This window comes from Alkanindiges illinoisensis, from assembly GCF_004377485.1.
Classification (GTDB): Bacteria; Pseudomonadota; Gammaproteobacteria; order Pseudomonadales; family Moraxellaceae; genus Alkanindiges; species Alkanindiges illinoisensis_A.
The window spans coordinates 26,862-52,734 of record NZ_SNTY01000003.1 but is presented as its reverse complement, the minus strand read 5'-3'; the positions used below and the strand labels follow the sequence as shown (position 1 = coordinate 52,734).

The following is a 25,873-nucleotide window of genomic DNA, read 5'->3' as shown; positions in this document are numbered from 1 at the left end:
TTAGGAAATCATGATGTCGTATCACTCAATTTTTCGCCATGATGCTTTTTTGGACAAAGTCATTATGGTTACAGGCGGTGGCTCAGGGATTGGCCGCGCAACGGCCCATGAACTGGCCAGTCTTGGCGCCCAGGTCATCATTACTGGCCGTAAACCGGAAAAACTGGATAGCGTGGTACGTGAAATTACCGAAGATGGTGGTAAGGCCATTGGGCTGATTTGTGATATCCGCGACGAAACTCAGGTTAAGGATACCTTTACCAAAGTGATTGAACAGTTTGGCAAACTGGATGGCCTGGTCAATAACGCAGGCGGGCAATTTCCCTCTTCTCTGGAAGATATTTCCTACAATGGATTTGATGCCGTCATTCGCAACAACCTGCACGGCACCTTCCTGATGATGCGTGAAGCCTATAACCAGTATATGAAAAAACACGGCGGTTCTATCGTGAACATGACTGCCGATATGTGGGGTGGCATGCCCGGCATGGGACACTCTGGGGCTGCCCGTTCCGGCGTGGATAACCTGACCAAAACCGCCTCAGTGGAATGGGGCAAATCCGGTGTGCGCGTCAATGCGGTTTCTCCCGGCTGGATTATGTCATCCGGCATGGATACCTATCAGGGTGATTTTGCCAAATTTGTGATTCCAAGCCTTGCAGGCAATGTTCCGCTCAAGCGTATGGGTACGGAATCCGAAGTGTCCTCAGCGATTTGCTATCTGCTGTCTGAAGCCGCTGCTTTTGTATCAGGTGTAACCTTGCGGATTGATGGGGCTGCCTCACTGGGCACACGGATGTATCCCTTGTCTGATGCCAAAAATAGCCATTCCTATAATGGATTTCATCGTGCCTTTATCCCTGATGTGCTGAAATCTCAAGAAGAACCCGGCAATCCAGAAGAAAACCCAACTCAAGATCTCCAGACACAGGAAAACCAGACACAGGAAAGACAGGCATGAGCATTTTAATCAGTGAGCTGGATGCCAATAGTTCCAGCTTTGCGACCAACCGTACGGCCATGCAAAAGGCGATTGACGAGATGCGGGCGGTACAGCAAAAGGTGCTAGATAAATCGTTTGAGGCCAAGCCCAAGTTTGACAAACGTGGCAAGATCCTGCCGCATGAACGTATCAAGCTATTGCTGGATGCAGGCTCACCTTTTGTCGAGCTGTGTGGCTTTGTTGGCTACCAGATGTTTGATGACAAGGATGGTTCCGATGCTGGCGGTGGTGTGATTTCCGGCATTGGGTTTGTACAGGGCGTGCGTTGCCTGATTAGTGCTGCCAATAGCGCCATTAAAGGCGGCACCATGTCACCGATGGGCGTGCAAAAAACCCTGCGCCTACAGGAAATTGCACTGGAAAACAAACTGCCGGTGATTACCCTGACTGAAAGTGGTGGTGCCAACCTGAACTATGCCGCAGAAGTCTTTATTCCGGGTGGCAAGACCTTTGCCAATCAGGCACGTTTGTCCGCTGCCGGTATTCCACAAATTTCAGTGGTGCATGGTAATGCCACGGCAGGTGGTGCTTATCAGCCAGGCTTATCCGATTACGTGATCGCCGTGCGTAAGCAAACCGAAATGTTTCTGGCTGGCCCGCCACTATTGCGTGCTGCCACCGGTGAAATTGCCACCAGTGAAGAACTGGGCGGCGCAGAAATTCATGCGCAAATTGCAGGGACAGCTGAATATCTGGCCGAAAACGATGCGGATGGCCTTCGTATGGCGCGTGATGTGGTTGCCATGCTGAACTGGAAAGAACAGGTTGTAACAAATACCGACAATTATCTGGAGCCACGTTATCCCATTGACGATGTTCTGGGTCTGATTCCGGCTGATCCTAAGCAGCCGTTTGACATGAAGGAAGTGATTGCCCGTTTGGTGGATGATTCCGATTTTCTGGAATTCAAGCAGGAGTTTGACGCACTCACTGTATGTGGCTGGGCAAAAATTGGCGGCAAAACCATTGGTATTATTACCAATAACGGCCCCATTACCCCACAAGGCGCCGTGAAAACTGCCCAGTTTATCCAGCTGTGTGACCAGACCCAGCGCCCACTGATTTTCCTGCACAACACCACTGGTTTTATTGTGGGAACAGACGCTGAACAAAGTGGCATTATCAAGCATGGCTCCAAACTGATTCAGGCGGTGGCCAATGCCCGTGTACCGCGTATTTCCATTGTGGTGGGCGGCTCTTATGGTGCAGGAAATTATGCCATGTCTGGCCGTGGCTTATCGCCGCGCTTTATTTTTGCATGGCCTAATTCACGTACGGCTGTGATGGGGGGCGCACAGGCTGGCAAGGTATTGCGTATTGTGACCGAAGAAAAGCAGCGTCAGGCCGGTCAGGAGCCTAACCCGCAAGTGCTGGATTTTCTGGAACAAGGTACGGCTGCCAAGCTGGAACAGCAAAGTGGTGCATTGTTTAACTCTGCCCGTTTGCATGATGATGGCCTGATTGACCCACGCGACACACGCCGCCTGTTGGTCTTTTTACTGCAAACCATTGATGAGGCTGAACAGCGTCAATTAACCACCAGCAGTTTTGGTGTTGCACGGCTCTAGCCTGATCCAAACCATTTTTACCAGATCAATTAAAGAAATTCTTAAAGGACATTCAAATGAAATTTAGCCCGGAACATGATGCCTTACGCCGCAGCGCCCGCCAGTTTGTTGAAAAAGAATTAAATCCGTACATTCCCGAGTGGGAAGAAGCAGGACGCTTTCCTATTCATGAAGTCTTTAAAAAAATGGGCGACCTTGGCTTGCTAGGCATTTGCAAGCCCACTGAAAATGGTGGTTTAGGACTGGATTATTCCTACAATCTGGTGGTGGCTGAAGAACTGGGCCGTGCAGCGTGCGGTGGTGTGCCTTTGGCAATTGGTGTGCAAACTGACATGGCAACCCCGGCCCTTGCCCGCTTTGGTAGCGCCGAGTTGCGCGATGAGTTTTTAACCAAAGCCATTACGGGTGACTATGTGGCTGCCATTGCGGTATCCGAACCGCATGCTGGTTCAGACGTGGCGGCCATTAAAACCACTGCCAAAAAAGATGGTGATGACTATGTGATCAATGGCACAAAAATGTGGATCACCAACTCACTGCAAGCTGACTTTTTTTGCTTGCTGGCCAATACCTCTGATGATAAGCCGCACATTAACAAGTCCATGATTATCGTGCCTGCCAAAACGCCGGGCATCAGTTTTTCCGAGCCATTAAACAAGCTGGGTATGCGCTCCACCACCACCGCACAGGTGTTTTTTGACAATGTACGTGTACCACAGCGCAATCTGGTGGGTGTGGAAGGCATGGGTTTTATGATGCAAATGATGCAGTTTCAGGAAGAACGCCTGTGGGCAGCGGCCAATGCGATTGGGGGACTGGATCATTTGATTGAGCAAACCATTGAATACTGCAAAGAACGTAGTACCTTTGGCCAGCCGCTCATTAACAACCAGTCAGTGCATTTCCGCATGGCTGAGTTACAAACCGAAGTAGAAGCTTTGCGTGCCCTCACCTATCAGGCTTGCGAAGCGCATATTGCTGGTGAAAACGTAACCAAGCTGGCATCCATGGCCAAGCTCAAAGCCGGACGTTTAACCCGAGAGGTTGCTGATAGCTGCCTGCAATACTGGGGCGGCATGGGTTTTATGTGGGATAACCCGGCCTCGCAGTTGTATCGTGATGGCCGTCTAGGTTCAATTGGCGGTGGTGCTGATGAAATCATGCTGGGCATTATCTGCAAGCTGATGGACATTTTGCCGAAAAAACAAAAATAACTGGAACCTAAAAAGCCGCAATCTCAAAAGCCAGTGCAAGGAGCACAAGCATGCGATTCACCGCAGAACATGACGCCTTAAAACGTACTACCTTGCAGTTTGTGCAAAATGAGCTGAATCCTTACGCGGAACAATGGGAACGCGAAGGCCAGTTTCCCATGCATGACGTGTTTAAGAAAATGGGTGACCTTGGCCTGCTGGGGATTTGCAAGCCTGAGCAATATGGCGGTCTGGGGCTGGATTATTCCTACAATCTGGTGGTCACCGAAGCATTGGGCGGTATGGTATGTGGCGGCGTACCTTTGGCAATTGGTGTGCAAACCGATATGTGTACACCAGCCCTTGCCCGTTTTGGCAGTGAAGAAATCAAGCAGGAATTTCTGGTGCCTGCCATTGCAGGTGATCTTGTTGGCTCGATTGCGGTGTCCGAGCCGCATGCGGGTTCTGATGTGGCGGCCATTAAAACCACTGCTAAAAAAGACGGTGATGATTACATCATTAATGGCAGCAAGATGTGGATTACCAACTCCTTGCAAGCAGATTTTCTGTGTTTGCTAGCCAATACTTCGGATGATGCGCCACATCGCAATAAGTCATTGATTGTGGTTCCCACCAAAACACCCGGTATTAGTTTTTCTGAACCTTTAAATAAATTGGGTATGCGTTCCAGCCAGACCGCGCAAATCTTTCTGGACAATGTACGGGTGCCGCAGCGTTATCTGATTGGCGAAGAAGGCGCAGGTTTTCGCATGCAAATGATGCAATTCCAGGAAGAACGCCTGTGGCTGGCGGCCAATGCACTGGGCGCCATGGAATACTGTCTGGAAAAAACCATTGAGTACTGTCAGCAACGCAAAACTTTTGGCCAACCGCTCATTCACAATCAGGTTATTCATTTTCGCTTTGCCGAATTGCAGACTGAAATTGAAGCCCTGCGCGCCCTCACCTATCAAGCCTGTGAAGCCATGCTGGCCGGAGAGGATGTGAGCAAACTGGCATCCATGGCCAAGCTCAAAGCCGGACGTTTAACCCGAGAGGTTGCTGATAGCTGCCTGCAATACTGGGGCGGCATGGGTTTTATGTGGGATAACCCGGCCGCGCAGTTGTATCGTGATGGTCGGCTGATTTCAATTGGTGGTGGCGCTGATGAAATCATGCTCGGCATTATCTGCAAGCTTATGCAAATCGCTCCGGCCAAGCGTTAAATTTTTAGGAAAAAAAATATGTTTGGAATCGAAAACCCACAAACCCTGTTACTCCAGCAAGACGGTGCAGTATTGCATGTCACATTAAACCGCCCGGAACTGCGCAATGCCATGAGCGAAACCATGTTGCGGGAACTGGTCAGCGTATTTAATGCCATTCAAGATGATTTAACTATTCGTGCTGTGGTGTTACGTGGTGCTGGTGGGCATTTTTGTGCCGGAGGCGACATTAAGGACATGGCCGCCCTGCGCAGCGAAGCCATGACTGCTGGCAACCATGACGGCTATATTCGTTTTAACCGTGCGTTTGGCACCCTAATCGAACAGGTCAACCATGCGCCGCAAGTCGTAGTTGCGGTACTGGAAGGCGCGGTGCTGGGTGGTGGTTTTGGCTTGGCTTGTGTGTCTGATATTGCACTGTGCCGTAATAATGCACAATTCGGTTTGCCGGAAACTGGCCTTGGTGTGATCCCAGCGCAAATTGCCCCGTTTGTGGTGCAACGCATTGGCCTGACACAAGCCCGTCGTTTGGCCTTGCTGGGTAATCGCTTTGATGGTCAGGAAGCTGCACGCATTGGTATTGTGCATGAGGTGTTTAGCAGTGATGAGGCCTTGAATGAGGCGCTAAGCACCACTTTACAGCACATCCGCCGTACTGCGCCCAATGCCAGCCGTGTGACCAAAGCCCTGCTGCACAACAGTACGCAGGTCAGTGATCTGAGCACGACACTGGATCAGGCAGCCATACAGTTTGCTGCTGCCGTAAGTAGCGATGAAGGTACCGAGGGCACCATGGCATTTATCCAGAAACGCTTACCAAAGTGGGCTGATTAAACCCATTCAAGTAACCATTATTTTTAATGTTTTTTATTTAACTTTTTATCTGATCTTTTATTGAAATGGGAGGCCGCATGGCATTCTCCAAAGTTTTAGTCGCCAACCGTGGTGAAATTGCAGTCCGTGTGATGCGCCCTGCGAAAGCATTGGGCTACCAGACTGTAGCCGTTTATTCCAAAGCTGATGCCAATGCGCTGCACGTACAGTTTGCTGACGAAGCCGTTTGCATTGGCGAATCCAAGGTCAGTGAATCCTACCTGAACATTGAAAACATTCTGAATGCGGCCAAGCTCACTGGCGCAGATGCCATTCATCCAGGCTATGGTTTTTTGTCAGAAAACTCCGGATTTGCGCAGGCGTGCCAACAGGCTGGCATTACCTTTATTGGCCCAACACCACATGCCATTGAACTAATGGGCAGCAAACGCCTGTCCAAAATTGCCATGATTGAAGCGGGCGTGCCTTGCATTCCCGGTTATGAAGGCGGTGAACAGTCGCTGGAGCATTTAGCAGAACAAGGCCAAAAAATCGGCTTTCCCTTAATGGTAAAAGCCTCGGCAGGCGGTGGTGGTCGTGGCATGCGTCTGGTCGAAAATGCAGATGAGCTACCTGCTGCACTGGCAACTGCCCGTTCCGAAGCTGAGAATGCCTTTGGTTCTGGCGAGCTGATTCTGGAGCGTGCGGTGATTGCGCCGCGCCATGTGGAAGTTCAGGTATTTGGCGATACGCATGGCAATGTGGTGTATCTGTTTGAGCGTGATTGCTCGATTCAGCGCCGCCACCAGAAAGTGGTTGAAGAAGCGCCCTGCCCGGTCATGACCAATGATTTGCGCCAGCGTATGGGTGAAGCTGCGGTAGCTGCTGCCAAATCGTGCAACTATGTGGGTGCCGGTACCGTTGAATTCCTGCTGGATAGTAATGGCAATTTCTACTTTCTGGAAATGAATACCCGCTTGCAGGTTGAGCATGCGGTCACTGAACTAATTACCGGGCTGGATCTGGTGGAATGGCAACTCCGCGTCGCCAATGGTGAGCTGTTGCCCTTAGAGCAAGATCAGTTGCAACTTAACGGCCACGCCATTGAAGTGCGCCTGTATGCCGAAGACCCAAGTCAGCAGTTTTTACCACAAACTGGTCCTGTGCTGTTTTGGCAACCAGCAGACTTGCCCAATGTGCGGATTGATCATGGCATGACGCAACAAGGCGAAGTCAGCCCGTATTATGACCCGATGATTGCCAAAATCATTGCCTATGGCAAAACCCGTGAGGATGCCGTGCGCCTGCTGGCCCGCGCGGTGGAAGATTCTGTGCTGCTGGGGGTAAATAGCAACAAACATTTTTTAGTCAACCTGTTACGCCATCCTGAGCTGGTTGCGGGCAATACCAGTACGGCATTTATTGCCCAGCATTTTAGTGAAGATGTGAGTCTTCATCCGGTGAATGCGGACTTTGAATCACTGGCGATTACAGCGGCATTGTATGCCAGTTCAGATGATGAAAATAATCAGGTTTGGCAAAGTGCACTGGATTTGCCACGAGTCATCAAGCTGCAAATGGGTGAGCAAACTTATACCATACAAATCTTGGCAAAAAATGATGGCTTGCATGTAAGCTGGAATGAGCAACAGGCCACCTTGCAAATATTACATCAGCAAGAAAACCTGCTGACTTATATCTGGCAAGGGATACGCCGCAGTGTGACCTATGTGCAACAAGGTGATACGCTTTCCTTAGATCGCGGCAATGGCAACCTGATCATTCAGCATACTACCTATGCACCGCCTGCCAGTGCCGATACCGCAGGTGACGGGCAAATTCGTGCACCGATGGATGGGGCGATTGTCAATGTACTGGTGAATGCAGGTGATAGCGTCAGCAAGGGCCAAACCTTGCTGATTCTGGAAGCCATGAAAATTCAGCAGCAAATCAAGGCTGATGTGGATGGCGTGGTTACCGAGATTATGGGACAAGTTGGCCAGCAAGTGAAGAAACGTCAGGTGCTGCTAAAGATTGAAATTTCTATAGAGTAATCTTAATACTAAATAAGTTTTCTTTACCTTGTAAGTATATTTGGAAAACCGCTAGATATATTTAAATTATAGTAAATAGTGGTGCTAATTCATCATTATTTACTATTTTTTCTGCTATTTCAGTATTTACGATAATCAGCATGACCCCATCACTATCATGCCAAGATTCACCAAAAAGTAATACTCTTCGCTCATTTTGCGTTTGATTATAATTTGAGAGAATTTTCTCTAAATCATTAAAATCCAAATATTCTAGGTTTGGATTTTGTGGTACCGCAAAAACCGGTATTTCTTCCTGAATTTCATCAATACAATCTTCGATATTGTCCTTCCAGTCAAAAACATACATAAATGGAACTTTAGTAAAAACATCCCAAATATCAACGATTCGAATTCTCCCATCTTTTACCCAACGATGATAGTTCTCTTCACTCGCAACAGCATTTAGCCATAAATGCAACTTATCAAAAGCCGATTGTGAAATACTTTCATAATCTATATTCATATAAACACCTAGAACTCTTTGATCAGAAAAGGCTAGTTTTTATTTGATCTAAAAGTAGACAAAACTTATTTTAATGATAAAGATAGGCTGGATAAATCACCTTCACCCAGCACTAAATCAACTACTAACTTAAGCTACTTTTGCTGCTCGACAATCAATTGCTTGACTAAACGGGCCACCTGCTCGGGATGTTCCAGCGGAAACATGTGGCCGCCTTCGGTAATGATATATTCAATACCCAGCAGCCGTTTCACCCGCTGTGGAAAACCCCGCTGTAAAAACTGGCTGCTTTGACCCACTACCAGCTTGACGGGTATTTTGGGCGCGCGGCGCGGCTTAAACCAGAATAGCGATGGATTGGTACGAAAAATTTCCACTTCTGCCATTTTGGGAATGCTTAGGGTGACACCGCCCCGGATCGGATCATCGGTCAGGCCGTAGCGGATATAATCATCAAAACACTGTGGATCAAAGTTGGCAAAAAATCCGCGTGACCTGAGTTTAGCCGCAGCTTCTTCCCGGCTGTCCCAGTGATCACGGCGATTAATGGAAATCCCGGCAGGCGTGAGTTTGTCCACATACTTCTGGTTAAACAGCTTGGCCAGATGAATACCAAAGGATGGAAAACCATTAATCAGTGGCGGGTCCAGCATAATCAGTTGCTGAAACAGCTCAGGACGACGATAGGCTGCCATAAAACTCAGTAGCCCACCCAGTGAATGCCCCATGGCAATCACAGGCCTGCCTTGCGCCTGCCGTTCAATACTGTCAATCACCTGTGTGACCAGATGCGTCCAGTGATTGGAAATCGGATACTTGGGATCAGTCCCAATTTCCGGCAAATACACCACATCGTATTCATCAGCCAGAGCGTCAAAAAACTTGCTATACACCTTTGAAGGAATCCCATTGGCATGGGCAAAGTGAATCAGGGGTTTCATCGAAGCTCCGCAGTTTGCTGGCTCTCTAGCCGTTGCTGAACAGACATCCCAATTCCCTGTCCAATTGAAGTACCCATGCGTCCTAGCAGGCTTTCCAGTGGATTGGCAGGCAGCGTGTATTCAACGGTTTTATCCAGTTTTAATTCACGGGCCAGCGAACTGACATTGCCGTTATGATCAGCCAGACCCAAAGCAATCGCCTGCTCACCCGTCCAGAACAAGCCACTAAACATATCTGGATTTTCTTTTAAGCGCTTGCCACGGCCCGCTTTTACCGCTGCAATAAAATGTCCATGCACATTATTGAGCAGGTTCTGGATATGTGCCCGCTCCTCAGGATTTACTGGCTGGGTTGGGCTTAAAATGGCCTTATGCGCCCCGGCTGTCATGGTGCGGTCTTCTACACCAATCTTGCGCGCCAGTTCCGACACGCCATAGTTGGGCATAATCACGCCAATAGAACCCACCAGACTAGATGGATTCACATAAATCTCATCAGCAGCAGACGCAATATAATAGGCCCCGGAAGCACCCATGTCGCCAATCACCGCATACACTTTCTTGTCTTTATGTTCAGCACGCAGTCGTTTGATTTCCTGCCAGATTTCATCGGATTGAACAGGTGAACCACCGGGGGAGTTGATTTTTAATGCAATAGCCTTGCTACCACTTGCCTCAAATGCCTTTTCCAGTGCTTCGGAAACATCTTCACTGTTCACATCGTTGGAACCAGAACCAATCGTGCCATCAATATCAACCACAGCCAGATGCGGTGAAGTACTGCCAACAGAGACTGCCCCACCTTCATGCGTGCTGCAACCGCGTCCCATGATGATAAACAGCAGCAACACATAGCCAAACGCCAGCAGCTTGAAAAAAATGCTCCAGCGGCGGGCGCGACGCTGTTCCTGAACGGATGCCAGAACTGCTTTTTCCAGAACCTGCAAGGCGTCGCCCTGGGTTACTGCGGAATGATGATCTGGTGAACGTGGGTCTTGTGGACGTGGGGTATGGGAAGAATCTGGTTTTGGTGGCCAATCGGACATGAAAATAACCTTATAAAATGGTTTTATGCAAAAATTGCGAACTGTTGACCGGTGCTATTTTGCTTTTAAAAAACGGACAGATCTTTTTTGGAAACCAGCTTCGCCAAAGGTTTAGGGCCAGCCAGTTTTGCCAGTATCTCTGTGCCAAATCATAGCGCATTAATCCTAGGGAGCAAATTGCTTTGTTTCAACAGCAAAAGCGTTAAAACTTTTGCTGAAGGTTTTGGCCAAGAGTGTCTACAATAGCAGCTTACCCTTACCTTAAAATATGGCTAATCTCAATATATGATGATTCAGGATCATCCCCCGGCTGTTTCTGGCTTGAGTCGTACGCTGGCAATATTTAGCAAGCTACCGCTAAGGCTGCTGCAATGGCTGGCCCGTCTGGTGGCAACGCTGATGATCACTATGCCATCAGCAAAAGCACTTAAAACCGTTAGCCGTAACCTGCAAATTGTATTTCCTGAATTAGAGCCGGAACAGCGTCATCAACTGGCAAAAAAATCGGTTCAGGCCCAATTCCAGTCCATGCTGGAGTTTGTCAAAATCTGGGGCAGTCCACCGCAATTTAGTATTGGTCATATTCATCAGGTACAAGGTCAACAATTGCTACTGGATGCCATTGCCAGCAAACAGGGGCTGATTCTGGTGGTGCCGCATCTGGGCAGTTGGGAAATCATGAATGCCTGGCTAAATCAGTTCACTGACATTGTGATCATGTATAAACCCAGCCAGAATCAGGCGTTGGACCAGTTCGTCCTGACCGCCCGCAGTCGGCTACGTGCTACGCTGGTGCCTACTGATGAAAGCGGGGTACGGCAGATATTCCGGGCACTCAAGCAAGGGGGCGTCACTGCCATTTTGCCTGATCACACGCCTGAAACCACTGGCGGTATTTATTCACCATTTTTTGGTTGTCCGGTATTGACCAGCACACTGGTTTCGCGGCTGGCACAAAAAACCCGCTGCCATGTGTTGCAACTGTCCTGTATTCGCCTACCGGAACAGGGTGGTTTTTCCATCGTGATTGAGCCGGTAGATCGTGATATTTCCAGCCCGGATTTACAGCAATCAGTAAATGCCCTTAACCATAGCATTGAACAATTAATTCGGCGCCATCCGGAACATTATCACTGGAGCTATAAGCGCTTTAAGGCCAATCCACAGCTTGAAAATATTTACTATGTGCCAGAAAATCAGGTTGCACCTGCCATTGCCAGCGCACGGCAGGCATTTATCAACAAAGATTAGTTTTTAATAAAAGATTCATTAATCATAAATCCGTTGCAACCATAGATTTTTATCACGGTAGCGCTGGGGCTTGAGGTATTTCTGCTGACCCAGCACATACGTGAGTGTGCCACTATCAATCGTAGAATCAACGGCTATACCTTGCTCATTCAGGCGTGCCAGTACAATTGGCTTTGGATGACCATACCGGTTGAGATAGCCTGCAGAAACCACTGCACGCTGCGGATGTACACTGGCCAGGAATGGGCTGGAACTGCTGTGCTGGCTGCCATGATGCCCCAAAATTAATAAATCGGCCTGTAATGGAATGGTCTGCTGCTGCAATAAAAACTCGGTGTAAAGCCCGGCATCTCCCATAATCAGCACACGCTGTGCCGGAATATCAGCCTGTGCTGGCACCTCAACCATGAGCACACAGGACTTTTCATTTTTTGAATTTGCAATTTTCCCGGTAGCCCGAAAATGGGCCGGTAAGGGTGACAGCACACGAAACTGCACGCCATCCCATTGCCAGCTTTGTCCGGCTTCACACAGATAAGTGGGATACGGCGCAAATGTTTCACTGCTGGTGAGCTGGCTAACAGCCAGTTGCTGCAATATGGCTGGCGCACCACCACTATGATCACTGTCCAGATGAGTGAGCATGAGTTTATCCAGCCGGTGAATGCCCTGTGCCTGCAAGGCAGGAATCACCACTTTATTCCCCATATTGCTATTGCCAATCTTTGCGCCTGTGTCCACCAGCATGGCATGGTGTCGGGTTTTTACGATCACGCTCAAGCCCTGCCCCACATCCAGCACCTGAACTGTGAGGGGAGCGACAGGCCACGCCGGATAACAAACCGGAATGATTAAAAAGGCAAACCACCAGCGCGGAATGATTCCCCTGGGCAACACTAAAAGCCCTAACATGGCAAACAGGGCCATAAGCTGTAGCGAATTTAAATAAAAAGGTTGCAACGCATTAGGAAAATAATACGCTAAGCACGCTAACCCAGCATGAAATACATCAAGCAGCCTTAGCGCTACTGACCAGATCACATCAGCAAGCGCAGGCGACAGCCAGAAAACCGCATAGGCCAGTAAATTAACCGGCAATACCACTGCGCTTAATAAGGGAATAGCCACCAGATTGACCAGCGGCGCCAGCCATGAAATTTTCGCAAAGCTCAGTAACACCAGCGGGGACAGCAATACAAACAGTCGCCATTGCAACTGCACAAACTGCATTACTTTTATTTGCCACTGTTTTAATGTGCCCTGCGAAACGCTGGTTTCATGTTGACCCGGTTGTGGCACATTCATACTGAGTAAAATCGCCACCGCACCAAACGACAACCAGAATGCTGCGGACAAGATTGCCAATGGATCAAGCAACAGTAAAATACTTGCTGACATCAGTAAAATGCACGTGCGGCTCCAGCGCTGACGAAACCATAATAACCCCGCAGCCAGACCAACCATGAGTACCGTGCGCTGCGCTGGAATATCAAATCCGGCAAGGCCTGCATATAGCACCACAACCAGCATAAAAACCGGTAATAACCAGCGGCGGCGTTCTGCTTTTAAATACACTGCCGGGAAACGGTCAAGCAGTTTTTGCAGCAACCACGTGATCATCAGCGCGGCCAGAATTACATGCGGGCCGGAAATTGCCAGCAGGTGACTAATGCCCATTTGTTGGTAAAGCAAGGTGGTGTCTGCATCAATCAGGCCACGATCACCAGTCAGCAGGCCCAACAGTACGCCTTTGGCCGTATTGTTCTTAACAGTATGATTTTTATCTACAGGGCTTTCAGCAACAGCATTTTTAGCAGTGTGGCTTGGGTTAGCATCCCACTGCATAAAATGCTGGCGAATGCGCAATCGCTCGCGCTGTAGCGTATTTTGTAGCTGCTGTAACAATGACTCAGGCTTTAATTGTAATTGCTGAAGCTGCTGTGGGGTTAATTGCTGCGCTGTCTGAACGGTTCCCGTGGCAGTAATATGCTGCTGCAACAGCCACCTTTCCACATCAAATGCACCCGGTGATGCATTACTGTGTGCTGGTTTCAATTTGACCCGAACTTGCCATAATTGCCCCGGCTGCATGTCTGGTGGCGTAACCGATTGGTGCTTATTCCAGTCAAATGCGCCGTACAGCAACCATCTTGCCTGTGACGGTTGCCCTGACTGTGACCGATTCTCTACTGCAACAGTTTCAACCACTTGGCGCCAATCTTCTCCTACGCCATCGCTAATCCCAACCACACGCACAAGGGCAGTTTGCTCAACTGGCTCGCTTAGGCGTTGCTGCAAGGCATGATTAAGTTGCCAGTGCGCATAACCTGTACCGAATATGAAAGCCAGACCAAATAAGGCCACACTGCTCATGGTATAAATCACAGGATGCAAAATCAGGTAATGCCGCACAGTAACCCGTGTCAACACCACTATCATCAGCAGAAATAAAAAGCCGCTTGATAGCCAGCCAGAAACCGGCAGTAAGCCAGAAAAAATATTGTGATAGCCAATCGTTATTACGCCGGCAATAAAGCCCAGCAATATCATCATCACTTGTTATTACTCTAAAATTTCTTATTTTTTATTGCATGTAAAAGCCTTGCTCACGCTTTGGATTCGCAAGCAAGGCTTTAAGTTTTATAAGGGATTTTAAGGATTAACCCACAAGCCATCCTGCATGTGCAAAATACGGTCTGCCGAATGCGCCAACTGATCATCATGCGTCACAATCAGCATCGCCATGTTCAGCTCGCTACGCAAGTCTTTTAGCAAATCCATAATGTCCAGTGCCGTGCGACGATCCAGATTACCTGTGGGTTCATCAGCCAGCACCACTGCCGGACTAGTTACCAGCGCCCGGGCCAGTGCCACCCGCTGGCGCTCGCCACCAGACAGTTCACCGGGTTTATGGGTTAGGCGATGCTTGAGTCCAACCTTAGTCAATAAATCAGTGGCACGCTGCTGAGCCTGCTCTACCGTACTGTTTTCACGCAGTAACAGCGGCATGCTAACGTTTTCAATAGCATCAAATTCAGGCAACAAATGATGAAACTGATAAACAAAGCCCAAATACTGGTTGCGCAGGTTACCGCGCTTGGTTTCATTCAAGCGGTTCATGGCGTGACCTTTGAGAATAATCTCGCCTGAGGTTGGCAAATCCAGTCCACCCAGAATATGCAACAAAGTGCTTTTGCCTGAGCCACTCGCGCCAATAATCGACACAAACTCGCCTTCGTGAATGGAAAAATCCAGACCCTTCAACACCTCAACCTGGTTGCGGCCATCATCAAAAGTCTTGCCCAGACGTTGTGCCGACAACACCACATTGGTTGCCTGCTTTTGAGATGATTGATTTTGCAGTTGCGGATTATTCATAGCGTAGCGCCTCTGCCGGTTGAATCTGGGCGGCACGGCGTGCCGGATAAATGGTGGCCAAAAAGCTGAGCAGCAGTGAGAGTGACACCACCGTCAGCACATCCTGCCAGCGCAGATACGATGGCAAATAATTAATAAAATAAGCATCAAACAAGTGCAAACCAAAGGTAGTGTTAATCCAGCCCAGCACATCACTGATACTTAAGGCCAGCAAAATACCCAGCGCAGCACCTGCCAGTGTACCAAATGCTCCAATAATTACGCCTTGCACCATAAAAATCCGGGTAATGGTGGCTGGGGATGCACCCAGTGTGCGTAAAATGGCAATATCGGATTTCTTGTCAGTCACGACCATCACCAATGAGGACACAATATTAAATGCAGCCACCAGAACAATCAAAAACAGCAACAGGCTGACCATGGCTTTTTCCATTTGAATGGCGCTAAACAGGTTGCCATGGGTTTCTGTCCAGTTGGACGCATAGTAATTGGGCGGCAACTGGTTTAACAATTTGCTGGCCACGTCTGGGGCTGCAAAAATATCATCCAGTTTCATGCGGATACCCTGGGCACCATTCGGCAGGCGCAGCAGCTTGGCCGCGTCATTGAGCGCAATATAACCAATCATGGAATCGACATCCGCGCCAATGCTAAAAATCCCGACCACAGTAAAGCGTTTAAAGCGTGGCACCACCCCTGCCGGTGACGGCGAAGCTTCGGGCAATACCAGTGTTACCTTATCATTGAGACGCAGGCCCAATCCATCGGCCATTCCTTTACCCAAGACAATGCCAAACTCACCATCTTTTAAATTATCCAGTGATCCGGCAGTCATGTAATTCTGGACAATGGAGACCTTTTTCTCAAACTTTGGATCAATCCCGCTCACCAGAATACCGGAAACCTGCCCCTGCGCGGTTAACATGCCCTGCAACTGGGTAAATGGTGCTGAACCCGCCACATGTTGTTGTTTATCCGCTAATTCGACTAAAGGTCGCCATTCGGGTAAAATTTCTGTAGACGACACAGTCGCTTGAGGTATCATACCCAAAATGCGGTTTTTTAGTTCACGGTCAAATCCATTCATCACGGACAAAACAGTGATCAAAACTGCAACCCCAAGCGTTAGGCCAATGATGGACACTAAAGCAATAAAAGAAATGAAGTGATTGCTCCGCCGTGCTCGAGTGTATCGCAACCCAACAAACAGCGAGATCGGCTTAAACATATAGTCATCCGAGGAAAGAAAATGGAAAATTTACAGCAGGGAGCAGACACAGGTGAACGCCGTCTTATGTCACGCATCAATGCTGCCTTACGTACCAACTATCAACTGATTACCCGTACTGATGCGCTGAAGGACCCTTACGACCCCAGCTTTGTACTGCCGCGCTATTTTTTGCTGCTGGCAGAACTTGATGAAATCGACAGTGTCCAGAGCCAGTTAGCAGTCGCACTACAACAGGAAAGCCCAACGGTTGCACGTGTGGTTCAACTGATGAATCAAAAGCTGAATCTTATCACCGGTGCTTTATATGACGCCATGGTTGAAACCATGTTGCCAAGCCCATCGCGGGTGAACATTTCTGAAAGCGGGCTTTCATTTTATGCGCGGGAACGCATTCCACCCGGTTCGCATGTTCACCTGACCTTAAGCCATCCTGAAAATGCTTTTCATCTGGCAGCAACAGCACGGGTGGTTTACAGCGAGGATGAAGATCTGGAAGGTTTTAGAACAGGTGCTTATTTTATTAGCCTGCATCCTAATGACCGCGCCAAGCTGGCTGAAAGTATCAATCAAAAGCTGACTGAAGAAAATGAACTGGATCAGTTCAGGACCATGGATGATTACTAATAAATTTCTACTGAACACTAGGCTCCAGTTAAGCTGCCTGCAATTTACCCCTGTTTTTAAGCATGATTACTAATTTATTCTTTTCCGAAAAATCAGTAATCATGCATTTTTACCTTTCCTGCCATACCCATCAAAACGTGCTGCATTAGCACTGCTTTAATGTCTACCTTGCCGCATCACCCAATGGTTATTGCCAGATTAATTTGGCCAAATTCATAAAGAGGCCACTTTAAATCAAAAGCTTAAGCGCAAATGTAAATTTTTTATAATGGTAAGGCCGGGTTAAGAAAAAATAAAAAACGCCCAGCAATACCGCCTGAGCGTTAAACCAGATTGAATCCAAACCCGGATTCAAGCGTTATCCAGAAATTGAAGGCTTATCCAGTGCTGGACTACTTTTCTGGGCACGGCCCTGCTTTAGCCTGGTTGCTTTAAACCCTGCCATCCATTCGCGCACAAAATAAAGAATCAAGCCCAGCAATACCACCACTACGCCCTGAACAACACCTGCAGCAATATGTTCTTGGTTAAACCAGACGCCCCATAGCAGCGCCAGCACCGGGGTTAGCACTGTGGTGAGTGCCACCGTAGACGGGTTAAGCCGTTGTACCAGATCAAAATAGCACAGCATTGCAATAACCGACGCCACCACCACGCTGTATAAAATGGCCATCATGGTTAATGTAGATGGCAAGTGTGTTGGCAAATGCTGCCAGAACAAGGGTATTAGCAAAACAATACCAATTGCTGAAACGACCAGTGAACCCGTGGTTTGTACCAATGGATGCAGATTGGCCTGTATGCTTTTTACCCAGAACATCGAACCGACGTAACACAATACCGCTAAAAAAATCAGGCCAATGCCAATGGGCTGCACAAAAGCCCTCTCGCCACTTAAACAAATAAGACCCAGCCCAAGTACGGCAATCAGCATGCCCAGCCATTGCTCACCAAATAAATGCTGATCCTTGGTCCACACAAACGATATGAGGCTGGCAACCAGTGGCGCAAAGCCAAACAACAGGGAAATTAAACCCGAAGCCAGATACGGCGCTGCCAGATAAGTCAGCAACATTGCTCCTAGCAGGCTCAGGCTCCCGGCCAGATAACTTTGCAAAGCCAGTTTATGCCGTGGCAATGGCAAACGGATCACCCTGCAAATCGCATAGGCCAATGCAGCCGCCAGAATAAAGCGCGCGGTCAACGCCCACATGGGATGCAAAGCCTGCACACTCCATACCACTGCCAGTGGGGTACTTGACCAGATCAGCACCAGTAAAATATAGCGGCTACCCACCTGCCAGCGGCTCGCACTGTTTTGTGCCGCTGTTATTGTTGTGCTCACATCGGCAGGTAACCGCAACATCTGCGGTGGTTTTTCAGTACTCACTTTGTCGCTATGCATATTGATTCTCCTGTTTTAAACGCCACTACCCTTGATGATTGGCCGAACATTTCCCTTAGCGGTACTGAAAAATCAGCACCCCAGAAATTTCAGCCATAAAAAAAGCCGCTCTAGGAGCGGCTATAAATCGAAATTTTTAAACTTATTTCCGCTCGTATTTTCCCAAAATTGCTGCCCAAATACGCGCAGCCACAGGTCGTACCACATTTGGTGATACGATGGGAGACACAACGGAAACCACGTTGACTAAGTTCATGCGCTGATCATGCGCTTAAATTTTGACAGGTACAAGACATTTCCAGATAAACTTAAAAAAATCTTATAAGGCTTAAAATTCCTTAAAATCGCCAATAACAGCAGGGACTGAATGTGTCTCAAATTCTATGTTTAAAATTCATTTCAGGAATCTTGAAAATTTTAAAGGCTATCTGCATGCAGCACCTGTTGCACACGCTGCTGCAATACCGGAATAACTTCTGCTTCAAACCAGTGATTGCGCCGTAACCAGAAAATATTACGCGGACTAGGGTGTGGCAAGGGAATGATATGTGGCCAGAACTCGCGCCAGTTCATCACATTTTTAGTCAGTGAATCATGGGCTGCCTTTAAGTGATAAGCCTGTGCATACTGGCCAATTAAAATGGTGAGCTCAATATTCGGCAGGGCTTTTAATAGCTGCTCATGCCATGTTTTAGAACATTCCAGACGTGGTGGCAAATCCCCTGACTTGCCCTTCCCCGGATAGCAAAATCCCATTGGCACAATGGCCACCTGGCTTGCATCGTAAAAGGTTTCACGGCTGATTCCTAGCCAATGGCGCAAGCGGTCGCCACTGGCATCATTAAATGGAATACCACTATCATGTGCTTTCCGGCCCGGTGCCTGTGACGCAATCAGGATTTTTGCTTGCGGGTTAAATTGCAAGATTGGTCGCGTGCCATGCGGTAAGGCATCAGCGCACCGATTACAACTGCGAACGTCTTGAAGCAGATTGTCAATCGTGGAAAGATCAGTAGTAGAAATACGGTCAGAATGCTGCGACAAAGCTTATCCATGTATGGTTGGGATAAGCTATTAATGGGGATTTAAAACTAACTTCTCAACACGATCAATGACGCTCATTTTTATAGTGGTTTGCTGTCGCTGAGTGAATGCAGCGATTTGCTTTCCTACAGTAGATAGATGCTGTGTGGCTTTTTATAACCTGACAAAATAAGGAATAGCAGACACGACTGCCCCAATCAAAATAATCAAGCCAGTATTTTCAATAAAATATGGAAAAATCATTAAAATCAAACCACATAAAAATGGCACAATGGTTTTTTGCTTTTTGCCATAGATAAAATAGCCCAGTCCAATGGAGCTAAATAGTACGCCGAGAAGTAGCTGACTGGTTCCCATAATTTTATCCTAATTCATCAACATAATATTTTTACTTGAGTTTACTGATGCAAACCCTGTGTTTAGAATATCTGAACATTATACAATTGTTTTAATTAGAGCCATCACCATGAAAATTTTAAATTTTTTAACGCTATCCGCCTTGATTTTATTTCCATTTTTTTCAGTAAGTTATGCGACTTCTGCTTCTTACCCCACTACAAGTCCTCCAAGAATCTGGATAAGCCAGCTTTACAAAGCTTATCTAAATGAACAGAACTCTTTAGAAGCTAATAATCAACCTGAAAACTTTAGCGACGTAATTAGCCAGCGTGCAACGCCTGAACTAAAAAAATTATTAAAACTGGAAAATGCTTGCACGCAAAAAGAAGGAATCTGTGCGCTGGATTACGACTATATTGTTGCAGGACAAGACTACGATATTAAAAAACTCTCTATTTCAAATTTTATCACTCATAAAAATAACGGGTATCTGACCGTAAAGTTTGAAAACTGGCAGGTGCCAACTCAAGTCACTTTTGAGTTTCAAAACATTTATCATGAGTGGAAAATCAACAATATTATTTCTGCTGCGATCAATCAGTCACCCGGCAATCTTCAACGCGATCTTAAAGCCTATTTTTATAAATCCGCTCGGAAGTAAAACTCATAAAGTTCAGCAGAAATGAACCTTTACTGTCGCTTCTGCTTTTGAATAGTTTTTTCCAGCGAATCAGCAAAGGCCTTTTTTTCCTTATCCGAAATGGGTGGTGGCCCACCAGTCTGTACGCCTGCGCCGCGCAGTACTTCCATATAGTCACGCAAATGCAAACGTGCGCGTACATTGTCCGGCGTGTAAATATCACCACGAGGATGAATAGCGGTTCCGCCCTTTTCAATCACCTGGGCCGCCAGTGGAATATCTTGCGTCACCACAATATCACCAGCTTGCATGCGTTCAACGATTTCACGGTCTGCACTATCTGCTCCATGCGTCACCTGAATAGATTTAATCCGGATAGATGGCTTAATACCTAGCGGCTGATTGGCAACAAACGTAACGCCCAGCAAGTGACGATCTGAAGCCCGAAAAATAATATCGCGCAAAATGCGAGGAATGGCATCGGCATCAATCCATAAGTGAAAACTGGCAGGTGCTTGTGATTCAGTCATATAAAGTTAATTTTTTTCATCATGATTAAAGTTATCATAACTCAAAGGTCAGTCTGGTAATTCTAATTCGTTTAATATTTCTTTTATTACCTGATCCAATAAATCTTCATTTTCTATAAGCACCCTATAATCAGAATAAAGTAATACTCCATCATTTATTTGTCTTTCAAGAAAAATTTTTAGACGCCACAAATCTGGATCAGGCTGATCAAAGTCAAAATCAATTCCACCGACTGCTGGTGTTTTATATATATCAACTCCTATGCCATGAGTTCTTACAAACCATAGTGTCCCCTGAATTTGATGATTTCCCCGATTCTGATACTGAAGAATATCTTCTGCTTTTTTTAAATTAAATGATCTTACCAATAGCTCTTTTGCCCAAGCTATTTGCGCATACCATAATGAGATTAAAGGAGAAATAAGATTTTTATGCTCATCCATTTTCTTAGTAATCCTACGTTAGCAATTGTAGCCTTACCACTCATAAGTAAAGTAGTAAGACTACAGCATTCAATCAGCGCGGCGCCATACGGATTGCACCATCTAGACGAATCGTTTCACCATTCATAAAGCTGTTTTCAACGATGTGCACGGCAAACTGGCCATATTCACTCGGATGTCCCAAACGCTTGGGAAACTGGGTCATTTCAATTAATGGTATTTTCACCGAATCAGGTGAGCTATTCATCAACGGGGTATTAAAAATTCCCGGTGCAATACAATTGACACGTACACCAATCACTGACAGATCACGCGCTAACGGTAAGGTCATGCCTACCACACCACCTTTGGACGCCGAATATGCCACTTGACCGATCTGGCCATCAAAAGCTGCCACGGATGCCGTATTGATAATCACGCCACGCTCGCCATCCTCATTAACCGCTGTATTATGCTGCATGGCTTCAGCCGCCAGTCGGGTGACGTTAAAAGTGCCAATCAGGTTAATCTGAATTACCTTGGCAAACGTGTTTAAGGGGTGCGCCCCATTTTTACCCACGGTGCGCGTTGCCGAACCTATACCAGCGCAGTTCACACAAATATGTAAGCCACCAAACAGAGACACCACCTGCTGAATTGCTGCATGTACAGCCACTTCATCGGTTACGTCAACAGCTAAAGCACGCACATTATCGCCATGTGCCGTATTTAAACGGTTCGCCACTTCATCGCCTTGCTGCTGGTTCAGGTCAAAAATCACTACCTTTGCACCCTTGGCCACAAAAGCTTCTACCGTTGCCAAACCCAGACCTGATGCACCACCAGTAACAATGGCCACTTTATCCTGTAATTGCATTACCTGCTCCTTATTACCACTTAGGGGATTCATCTAAAAACCGAAAAATCATACCTGAGATTGATCCAAAATTTATTAGCATTATTTGCCACAGCCTAGGCCAAAAACTCCGCTTTATCGGCTCTACAAAATTTTACGTAGTGTGAATATTTTATAAAAATCAATCTTAACAATGATTTATTAACATCATAATTTAAAATGATGAGTATAACATAATCATATTTTACCTAAATACTTTACCTAATTTACAAATTAAACATTTGATTTTTAATATATTTTTAGTATAGCAAGTCACTTATTGCTATAAAAAGGTATCTTAAATAAAAACTGCTTTTGTGGTTTAATAGGCCAACAATTTTTCTGGCGCTGTCATTCGTGATCCGAATATGCGCTTCTACATTAAAGATAGGCCTCACCATGACCAAAGTGAACGCACCTGAATTCGTTCGCCACCCTAAACTGATCGCTTGGGTGGAAGAAATTGCAGCATTGACGCAACCTGACCGCATTGAATGGTGCGACGGCAGTGAAGAAGAAAACCAACGCCTGCTGGACCTTATGGTTGCAAACGGCACCATGCGCAAACTAAACCAAGAAAAACATCCAAATTCCTATCTTGCCAATTCCAGCCCATCTGACGTTGCCCGTGTTGAAGACCGTACCTTTATCTGCTCTGAAAAGCAGGAAGATGCCGGTGCAACCAACCACTGGACTGATCCGGCTGAAATGCGTCAAACCTTAAATGGTCTATTTGAAGGCTGTATGCGTGGCCGTACCATGTATGTGGTTCCTTTCTCCATGGGTCCACTGGGCAGCCATATTGCACACATCGGGATTGAGCTGTCTGACTCTCCTTATGTAGTGGTCAACATGCGCATGATGGCGCGTATGGGCAAAGAAGTATATGACGTACTGGGTACTGATGGTGAGTTTGTCCCATGCGTACATTCAGTGGGTGCGCCACTTGAAGCTGGCCAGCAAGATGTCACCTGGCCGTGTAACGACACAAAATACATTGTTCACTACCCTGAAACCCGTGAAATCTGGTCTTATGGTTCAGGTTATGGTGGTAATGCATTGCTGGGCAAAAAATGTCTGGCGCTGCGCATTGCTTCAGTCATGGGCCGCGATCAGGGCTGGCTGGCTGAACACATGCTGATTCTGGGCTTAACCAGTCCACAAGGTGAAAAACACTACGTGGCCGCTGCGTTCCCATCAGCCTGTGGCAAGACTAACTTTGCCATGCTGATTCCACCAGCTGGCTTTGAAGGCTGGAAAGTTGAAACCGTTGGTGACGATATTGCCTGGATCAAGCCGGGTGAAGATGGCCGTTTGTATGCCATTAACCCAGAAGCTGGTTTCTTTGGCGTTGCACCAGGTACTAACACCAAAACCAACCCAAACTGTATGGCTACCCTGAACCAGAACGTGATTTATACCAACGTTGCGGTGACTGAAGATGGCGAAGTGTGGTGGGAAGGTTTAAGCAAAGAAGCACCAGCAGGCTTAACTGACTGGACTGGCAAGCCGTGGACACCTGAATCTGGTAGCAAGGCTGCACATCCTAATGCTCGCTTTACCGTTTCTGCCAGCCAGTGTCCATCCATTGACGCGGACTGGGAAAACCCAGCCGGTGTGCCAATTTCTGCCTTTATCTTTGGTGGCCGCCGTGCTGACACTGTGCCTTTAGTGGTAGAAGCATTTGACTGGGTAGATGGCGTGTATAAAGCTGCGACCATGGGCTCTGAAACCACTGCTGCTGCTGTTGGCCAGCAAGGGATCGTGCGTCGTGATCCGTTTGCCATGCTGCCATTTGCGGGCTACAACATGGGTGACTACTTCCAGCACTGGCTCAATCTGGGCGAAAAACTGGAAAAATCCGGTGCCAAGCTGCCCAAGATTTTTAACGTAAACTGGTTCCGTCGTGATGAAAATGGCGACTTTATCTGGCCAGGTTTTGGTCAGAACATGCGCGTTCTGGAGTGGATCATTGACCGCTGCGAAGGCCGTGCTGAAGCCACTGAAACCCCAATTGGCTATGTACCAAGCTATGAACAACTGAACTGGACAGGTTCTGACTTCACTGCTGAACAATTTGCACAAGTAACCTCACAAAGTGCAGAACAGTGGAATACAGAGCTGGAAAGCCATGCTGAACTGTTTGATAAAATCGGCAACCATGTGCCAGAAGCGTTGAAAGCGCGTCGTGAACAGTTGGTTCAAGCTATTAATGTTGAAAAAGTAGCCTAATTCCAGGTCACTTTAAAAGAGTCGCTTTGGCGGCTCTTTTTTATGCCTGCTATTTGTTCAGCTTTGCTTTTTTTAAGATTATCCAATTTTTAGGAATAATTGATTTTTAGTAAAGCCAGCTTTTAATGACATCATTTGCACAATTCAGGAAATTTTATTTTTCAATCCTGTGCAATAATTTCTGGACGCTTTGCCTACCCCTCAATTAAAGGATAACTCTCATGATAAAAAATGACGAAAACAACTCTGGGATTGCTAAAACAAGGCTAAAACAAATCGCATGGTCACAAGCTACGCTTTTGGGTTTAATGATGGCGGCTATGGGACTTACGGCCTGCCAAAGCATTCAGCCTTATAATGGAAAAACCGGTTATCAGCGTGAACCCAGTAACCCGGATCAGGTGATTATCAGCTATACACTAGATAGCAAAACTACTGACCAGATAATCAGCCAGAAGCTGCAAAAAGCTTGTGCCAAAGAACTGGGATTAGCCCCGAACACACCCATTAACATTAATATTCTGGATCAAAAAGAATTTGCCAATCTTGACCAGCAGGAAAGCTTTAACAATAACGGTAATAATAGCACTGTGCCGCTAGGTAATAGTGAGCGCACTTCATTTGGCTTGTCTGCCACGCCCAAGCTATCAAATAGCAGTAATACCGCAGGGATGGACATGCTAAATGCCAGCCCCAATACTTTAAAGCAGGTTACGGCTGCCTGTTTACGTTAAAAAATGCAAAGAATAAAAAGCCCGATACTTTTAGCATCAGGCTTTTTAATTAACTTATTAAGACTTTAATCAACCCGTTAAAAGCAGTGAAAGATGCGATATTGCTTAAGCAGTTATTTTTTACTTAAGCACTCTGGATCATCAGCTGTTGCCACTGGATTTTCTGGTAACGGGCTAACTGGTTTGCCAGTCGCCAGGTCAAAATATACAAGGGAAAATAAAAACAGTAAGCGGCCAGCATCCACTCATAGCCATTAAACCAGTCCCCTACTGTGGAAGCCTTGGCCAGTAGCACCACTGCCACGATTTTACAGGTATTGGCTGCAATCAGAATCACCCACCATACCGGAACCAGCCAGTGCTGAATACCATGACGATGGTTTTTGGGAATACTGGTGCGCCATAATTCCCGCATCATGCGCAAGGAAAAGAAAATGCTGATAAACAGGTTGGCAAATTGCTTGAGGTTATTGATCAAACAGTGCTCCACCTGCTGAAACAGCGCAATAAGGTTGCGCTTGGCATAATATAACCAGCAGAAGGCAAAGAAAGTCAGCATAAGGATGGTTAGACTAATCTGGGAAACCCGCAAAACGCCGTCCAGCATGAGCATGTGTGATAGGTCAGGATTCAAGCTGTCTAGTGCGGCCAGCGATGACTGCCCACGCAAGCGCTGCAAGCTGTATAAACCATGCAGCAAGCCAATGATGGTCAATATGGCAGGAGGAAAAAGCAGAGTATATAAGCAACGATTTAACCAGACTAAATCGGTATAACGATAATACTTCACAGTAATAT

The 25,873-nt window shown here is 47.1% G+C and carries 23 protein-coding genes and 1 pseudogene; 11 read left to right on the top strand and 13 right to left on the bottom strand.

Features of this window, described 5'->3' with window-relative positions:
• Window positions 1-13: 13 nt before the first annotated feature.
• From E2B99_RS00240 to E2B99_RS00215, 6 genes are all read left to right on the top strand, one after another.
• Window positions 14-961 carry an SDR family oxidoreductase gene (locus E2B99_RS00240; RefSeq protein WP_134243052.1) on the top strand — a complete coding sequence of 316 codons (948 nt, stop codon included), beginning with the start codon at window positions 14-16 and terminating at the stop codon, window positions 959-961.
• Complete coding sequence (locus E2B99_RS00235; protein WP_134243007.1) at window positions 958-2,571, top strand: acyl-CoA carboxylase subunit beta; 1,614 nt, start codon at window positions 958-960, stop codon at window positions 2,569-2,571. Before E2B99_RS00240 ends, E2B99_RS00235 begins: the two co-directional genes overlap by 4 nt.
• 56 nt (window positions 2,572-2,627) lie before the next feature.
• The gene (locus E2B99_RS00230) at window positions 2,628-3,785 is read left to right on the top strand and encodes an acyl-CoA dehydrogenase family protein (protein ID WP_134243006.1); all 1,158 of its coding nucleotides are present in this window, start codon (window positions 2,628-2,630) and stop codon (window positions 3,783-3,785) included.
• Window positions 3,786-3,835: 50 nt separating this feature from the next.
• Window positions 3,836-4,990 carry an acyl-CoA dehydrogenase family protein gene (locus E2B99_RS00225; RefSeq protein WP_134243005.1) on the top strand — a complete coding sequence of 385 codons (1,155 nt, stop codon included), beginning with the start codon at window positions 3,836-3,838 and terminating at the stop codon, window positions 4,988-4,990.
• Window positions 4,991-5,008: 18 nt separating this feature from the next.
• Entirely contained in the window at window positions 5,009-5,824 is an 816-nt protein-coding gene (locus E2B99_RS00220) for an enoyl-CoA hydratase/isomerase family protein (RefSeq protein WP_134243004.1), read from the top strand.
• Window positions 5,825-5,901: 77 nt separating this feature from the next.
• Complete coding sequence (locus E2B99_RS00215; RefSeq protein WP_134243003.1) at window positions 5,902-7,857, top strand: acetyl/propionyl/methylcrotonyl-CoA carboxylase subunit alpha; 1,956 nt, start codon at window positions 5,902-5,904, stop codon at window positions 7,855-7,857.
• Between the two features lie 61 nt (window positions 7,858-7,918).
• On the opposite strand, the gene E2B99_RS00210 is transcribed toward E2B99_RS00215, so the two are convergent.
• The 3 genes from E2B99_RS00210 to sppA form a co-directional block, all read right to left on the bottom strand.
• Window positions 7,919-8,362: a hypothetical protein gene (locus tag E2B99_RS00210; protein WP_134243002.1), complete on the bottom strand. Its 444-nt coding sequence runs from the start codon at window positions 8,360-8,362 to the stop codon at window positions 7,919-7,921.
• A 134-nt stretch (window positions 8,363-8,496) separates the two neighbouring features.
• Window positions 8,497-9,303, bottom strand: a complete 807-nt coding sequence (locus E2B99_RS00205; protein WP_134243001.1) for an alpha/beta fold hydrolase — start codon at window positions 9,301-9,303, stop codon at window positions 8,497-8,499.
• Window positions 9,300-10,349: a signal peptide peptidase SppA gene (sppA, locus tag E2B99_RS00200; protein ID WP_134243000.1), complete on the bottom strand. Its 1,050-nt coding sequence runs from the start codon at window positions 10,347-10,349 to the stop codon at window positions 9,300-9,302. Before sppA ends, E2B99_RS00205 begins: the two co-directional genes overlap by 4 nt.
• A gap of 285 nt (window positions 10,350-10,634) precedes the next feature.
• On the opposite strand from sppA, the gene E2B99_RS00195 reads away from it, so the two are divergent.
• Window positions 10,635-11,600: a lysophospholipid acyltransferase family protein gene (locus tag E2B99_RS00195; RefSeq protein ID WP_240687671.1), complete on the top strand. Its 966-nt coding sequence runs from the start codon at window positions 10,635-10,637 to the stop codon at window positions 11,598-11,600.
• A gap of 18 nt (window positions 11,601-11,618) precedes the next feature.
• Here E2B99_RS00195 and E2B99_RS00190 read toward each other — a convergent pair whose 3' ends face one another.
• The 3 genes from E2B99_RS00190 to E2B99_RS00180 all read right to left on the bottom strand — a co-directional run bounded on the left by E2B99_RS00190 (window position 11,619) and on the right by E2B99_RS00180 (window position 16,206).
• Window positions 11,619-14,153 carry a DNA internalization-related competence protein ComEC/Rec2 gene (locus E2B99_RS00190; protein ID WP_166738946.1) on the bottom strand — a complete coding sequence of 845 codons (2,535 nt, stop codon included), beginning with the start codon at window positions 14,151-14,153 and terminating at the stop codon, window positions 11,619-11,621.
• A 99-nt stretch (window positions 14,154-14,252) separates the two neighbouring features.
• A complete protein-coding gene (lolD, locus tag E2B99_RS00185; RefSeq protein ID WP_134242998.1) occupies window positions 14,253-14,978 on the bottom strand; it encodes a lipoprotein-releasing ABC transporter ATP-binding protein LolD in 726 nt (241 codons plus the stop codon).
• Entirely contained in the window at window positions 14,971-16,206 is a 1,236-nt protein-coding gene (locus E2B99_RS00180) for a lipoprotein-releasing ABC transporter permease subunit (protein ID WP_134242997.1), read from the bottom strand. Before E2B99_RS00180 ends, lolD begins: the two co-directional genes overlap by 8 nt.
• 408 nt (window positions 16,207-16,614) lie before the next feature.
• Between E2B99_RS00180 and E2B99_RS15050 the strand changes: the two are divergent.
• Window positions 16,615-16,833: pseudogene (locus tag E2B99_RS15050) on the top strand (hypothetical protein); the annotation flags it as partial.
• 358 nt (window positions 16,834-17,191) lie between these two features.
• Here the strand turns inward: E2B99_RS15050 and E2B99_RS00170 are convergent.
• The 3 genes from E2B99_RS00170 to E2B99_RS00160 form a co-directional block, all read right to left on the bottom strand.
• Entirely contained in the window at window positions 17,192-18,238 is a 1,047-nt protein-coding gene (locus E2B99_RS00170) for a DMT family transporter (protein WP_240687670.1), read from the bottom strand.
• Between the two features lie 417 nt (window positions 18,239-18,655).
• Entirely contained in the window at window positions 18,656-19,282 is a 627-nt protein-coding gene (locus E2B99_RS00165; protein ID WP_205669610.1) for a uracil-DNA glycosylase family protein, read from the bottom strand.
• Window positions 19,283-19,435: 153 nt separating this feature from the next.
• Window positions 19,436-19,639: an amino acid transport protein gene (locus E2B99_RS00160; protein WP_134242995.1), complete on the bottom strand. Its 204-nt coding sequence runs from the start codon at window positions 19,637-19,639 to the stop codon at window positions 19,436-19,438.
• 109 nt (window positions 19,640-19,748) lie between these two features.
• On the opposite strand from E2B99_RS00160, the gene E2B99_RS00155 reads away from it, so the two are divergent.
• A complete protein-coding gene (locus tag E2B99_RS00155; protein ID WP_134242994.1) occupies window positions 19,749-20,282 on the top strand; it encodes a DUF3828 domain-containing protein in 534 nt (177 codons plus the stop codon).
• 29 nt (window positions 20,283-20,311) lie between these two features.
• Here E2B99_RS00155 and E2B99_RS00150 read toward each other — a convergent pair whose 3' ends face one another.
• The 3 genes from E2B99_RS00150 to E2B99_RS00140 form a co-directional block, all read right to left on the bottom strand.
• Entirely contained in the window at window positions 20,312-20,791 is a 480-nt protein-coding gene (locus E2B99_RS00150) for a YaiI/YqxD family protein (RefSeq protein WP_134242993.1), read from the bottom strand.
• A gap of 48 nt (window positions 20,792-20,839) precedes the next feature.
• The gene (locus tag E2B99_RS00145; protein WP_134242992.1) at window positions 20,840-21,235 is read right to left on the bottom strand and encodes a DUF6896 domain-containing protein; all 396 of its coding nucleotides are present in this window, start codon (window positions 21,233-21,235) and stop codon (window positions 20,840-20,842) included.
• A 73-nt stretch (window positions 21,236-21,308) separates the two neighbouring features.
• The gene (locus E2B99_RS00140; protein ID WP_134242991.1) at window positions 21,309-22,091 is read right to left on the bottom strand and encodes a 3-hydroxyacyl-CoA dehydrogenase; all 783 of its coding nucleotides are present in this window, start codon (window positions 22,089-22,091) and stop codon (window positions 21,309-21,311) included.
• Window positions 22,092-22,508: 417 nt separating this feature from the next.
• On the opposite strand from E2B99_RS00140, the gene E2B99_RS00135 reads away from it, so the two are divergent.
• Together E2B99_RS00135 and E2B99_RS00130 are read left to right on the top strand one after the other, a co-directional pair.
• Window positions 22,509-24,341 (top strand): phosphoenolpyruvate carboxykinase (GTP), encoded by a 1,833-nt coding sequence (locus tag E2B99_RS00135; protein WP_134242990.1) that lies wholly within the window; start codon window positions 22,509-22,511, stop codon window positions 24,339-24,341.
• A 221-nt stretch (window positions 24,342-24,562) separates the two neighbouring features.
• Window positions 24,563-25,075, top strand: coding sequence for a hypothetical protein (locus E2B99_RS00130; RefSeq protein ID WP_134242989.1), 513 nt, complete (start codon window positions 24,563-24,565; stop codon window positions 25,073-25,075).
• 124 nt (window positions 25,076-25,199) lie between these two features.
• On the opposite strand, the gene E2B99_RS00125 is transcribed toward E2B99_RS00130, so the two are convergent.
• The gene (locus E2B99_RS00125; RefSeq protein ID WP_134242988.1) at window positions 25,200-25,865 is read right to left on the bottom strand and encodes a DUF4328 domain-containing protein; all 666 of its coding nucleotides are present in this window, start codon (window positions 25,863-25,865) and stop codon (window positions 25,200-25,202) included.
• Window positions 25,866-25,873 lie beyond the last annotated feature (8 nt).

Coding starts and splice junctions, on each gene's coding strand:
- E2B99_RS00220 (WP_134243004.1), top strand. CDS start 5,009: ATGTTTGGAATCGAAAACCCACAAACCCTGTTACTCCAGCAAGACGGT.
- E2B99_RS00145 (WP_134242992.1), bottom strand. CDS start 21,235: ATGGATGAGCATAAAAATCTTATTTCTCCTTTAATCTCATTATGGTAT.
- E2B99_RS00215 (WP_134243003.1), top strand. CDS start 5,902: ATGGCATTCTCCAAAGTTTTAGTCGCCAACCGTGGTGAAATTGCAGTC.
- E2B99_RS00160 (WP_134242995.1), bottom strand. CDS start 19,639: ATGGGAACCAGTCAGCTACTTCTCGGCGTACTATTTAGCTCCATTGGA.
- E2B99_RS00140 (WP_134242991.1), bottom strand. CDS start 22,091: ATGCAATTACAGGATAAAGTGGCCATTGTTACTGGTGGTGCATCAGGT.
- E2B99_RS00130 (WP_134242989.1), top strand. CDS start 24,563: ATGATAAAAAATGACGAAAACAACTCTGGGATTGCTAAAACAAGGCTA.
- E2B99_RS00225 (WP_134243005.1), top strand. CDS start 3,836: ATGCGATTCACCGCAGAACATGACGCCTTAAAACGTACTACCTTGCAG.
- sppA (WP_134243000.1), bottom strand. CDS start 10,349: ATGTCCGATTGGCCACCAAAACCAGATTCTTCCCATACCCCACGTCCA.
- E2B99_RS00170 (WP_240687670.1), bottom strand. CDS start 18,238: ATGCATAGCGACAAAGTGAGTACTGAAAAACCACCGCAGATGTTGCGG.
- E2B99_RS00135 (WP_134242990.1), top strand. CDS start 22,509: ATGACCAAAGTGAACGCACCTGAATTCGTTCGCCACCCTAAACTGATC.
- E2B99_RS00155 (WP_134242994.1), top strand. CDS start 19,749: ATGAAAATTTTAAATTTTTTAACGCTATCCGCCTTGATTTTATTTCCA.
- E2B99_RS00190 (WP_166738946.1), bottom strand. CDS start 14,153: ATGATGATATTGCTGGGCTTTATTGCCGGCGTAATAACGATTGGCTAT.
- E2B99_RS00195 (WP_240687671.1), top strand. CDS start 10,635: ATGATGATTCAGGATCATCCCCCGGCTGTTTCTGGCTTGAGTCGTACG.
- E2B99_RS00240 (WP_134243052.1), top strand. CDS start 14: ATGTCGTATCACTCAATTTTTCGCCATGATGCTTTTTTGGACAAAGTC.
- E2B99_RS00210 (WP_134243002.1), bottom strand. CDS start 8,362: ATGAATATAGATTATGAAAGTATTTCACAATCGGCTTTTGATAAGTTG.
- E2B99_RS00180 (WP_134242997.1), bottom strand. CDS start 16,206: ATGTTTAAGCCGATCTCGCTGTTTGTTGGGTTGCGATACACTCGAGCA.
- E2B99_RS00235 (WP_134243007.1), top strand. CDS start 958: ATGAGCATTTTAATCAGTGAGCTGGATGCCAATAGTTCCAGCTTTGCG.
- E2B99_RS00205 (WP_134243001.1), bottom strand. CDS start 9,303: ATGAAACCCCTGATTCACTTTGCCCATGCCAATGGGATTCCTTCAAAG.
- lolD (WP_134242998.1), bottom strand. CDS start 14,978: ATGAATAATCCGCAACTGCAAAATCAATCATCTCAAAAGCAGGCAACC.
- E2B99_RS00150 (WP_134242993.1), bottom strand. CDS start 20,791: ATGACTGAATCACAAGCACCTGCCAGTTTTCACTTATGGATTGATGCC.
- E2B99_RS00230 (WP_134243006.1), top strand. CDS start 2,628: ATGAAATTTAGCCCGGAACATGATGCCTTACGCCGCAGCGCCCGCCAG.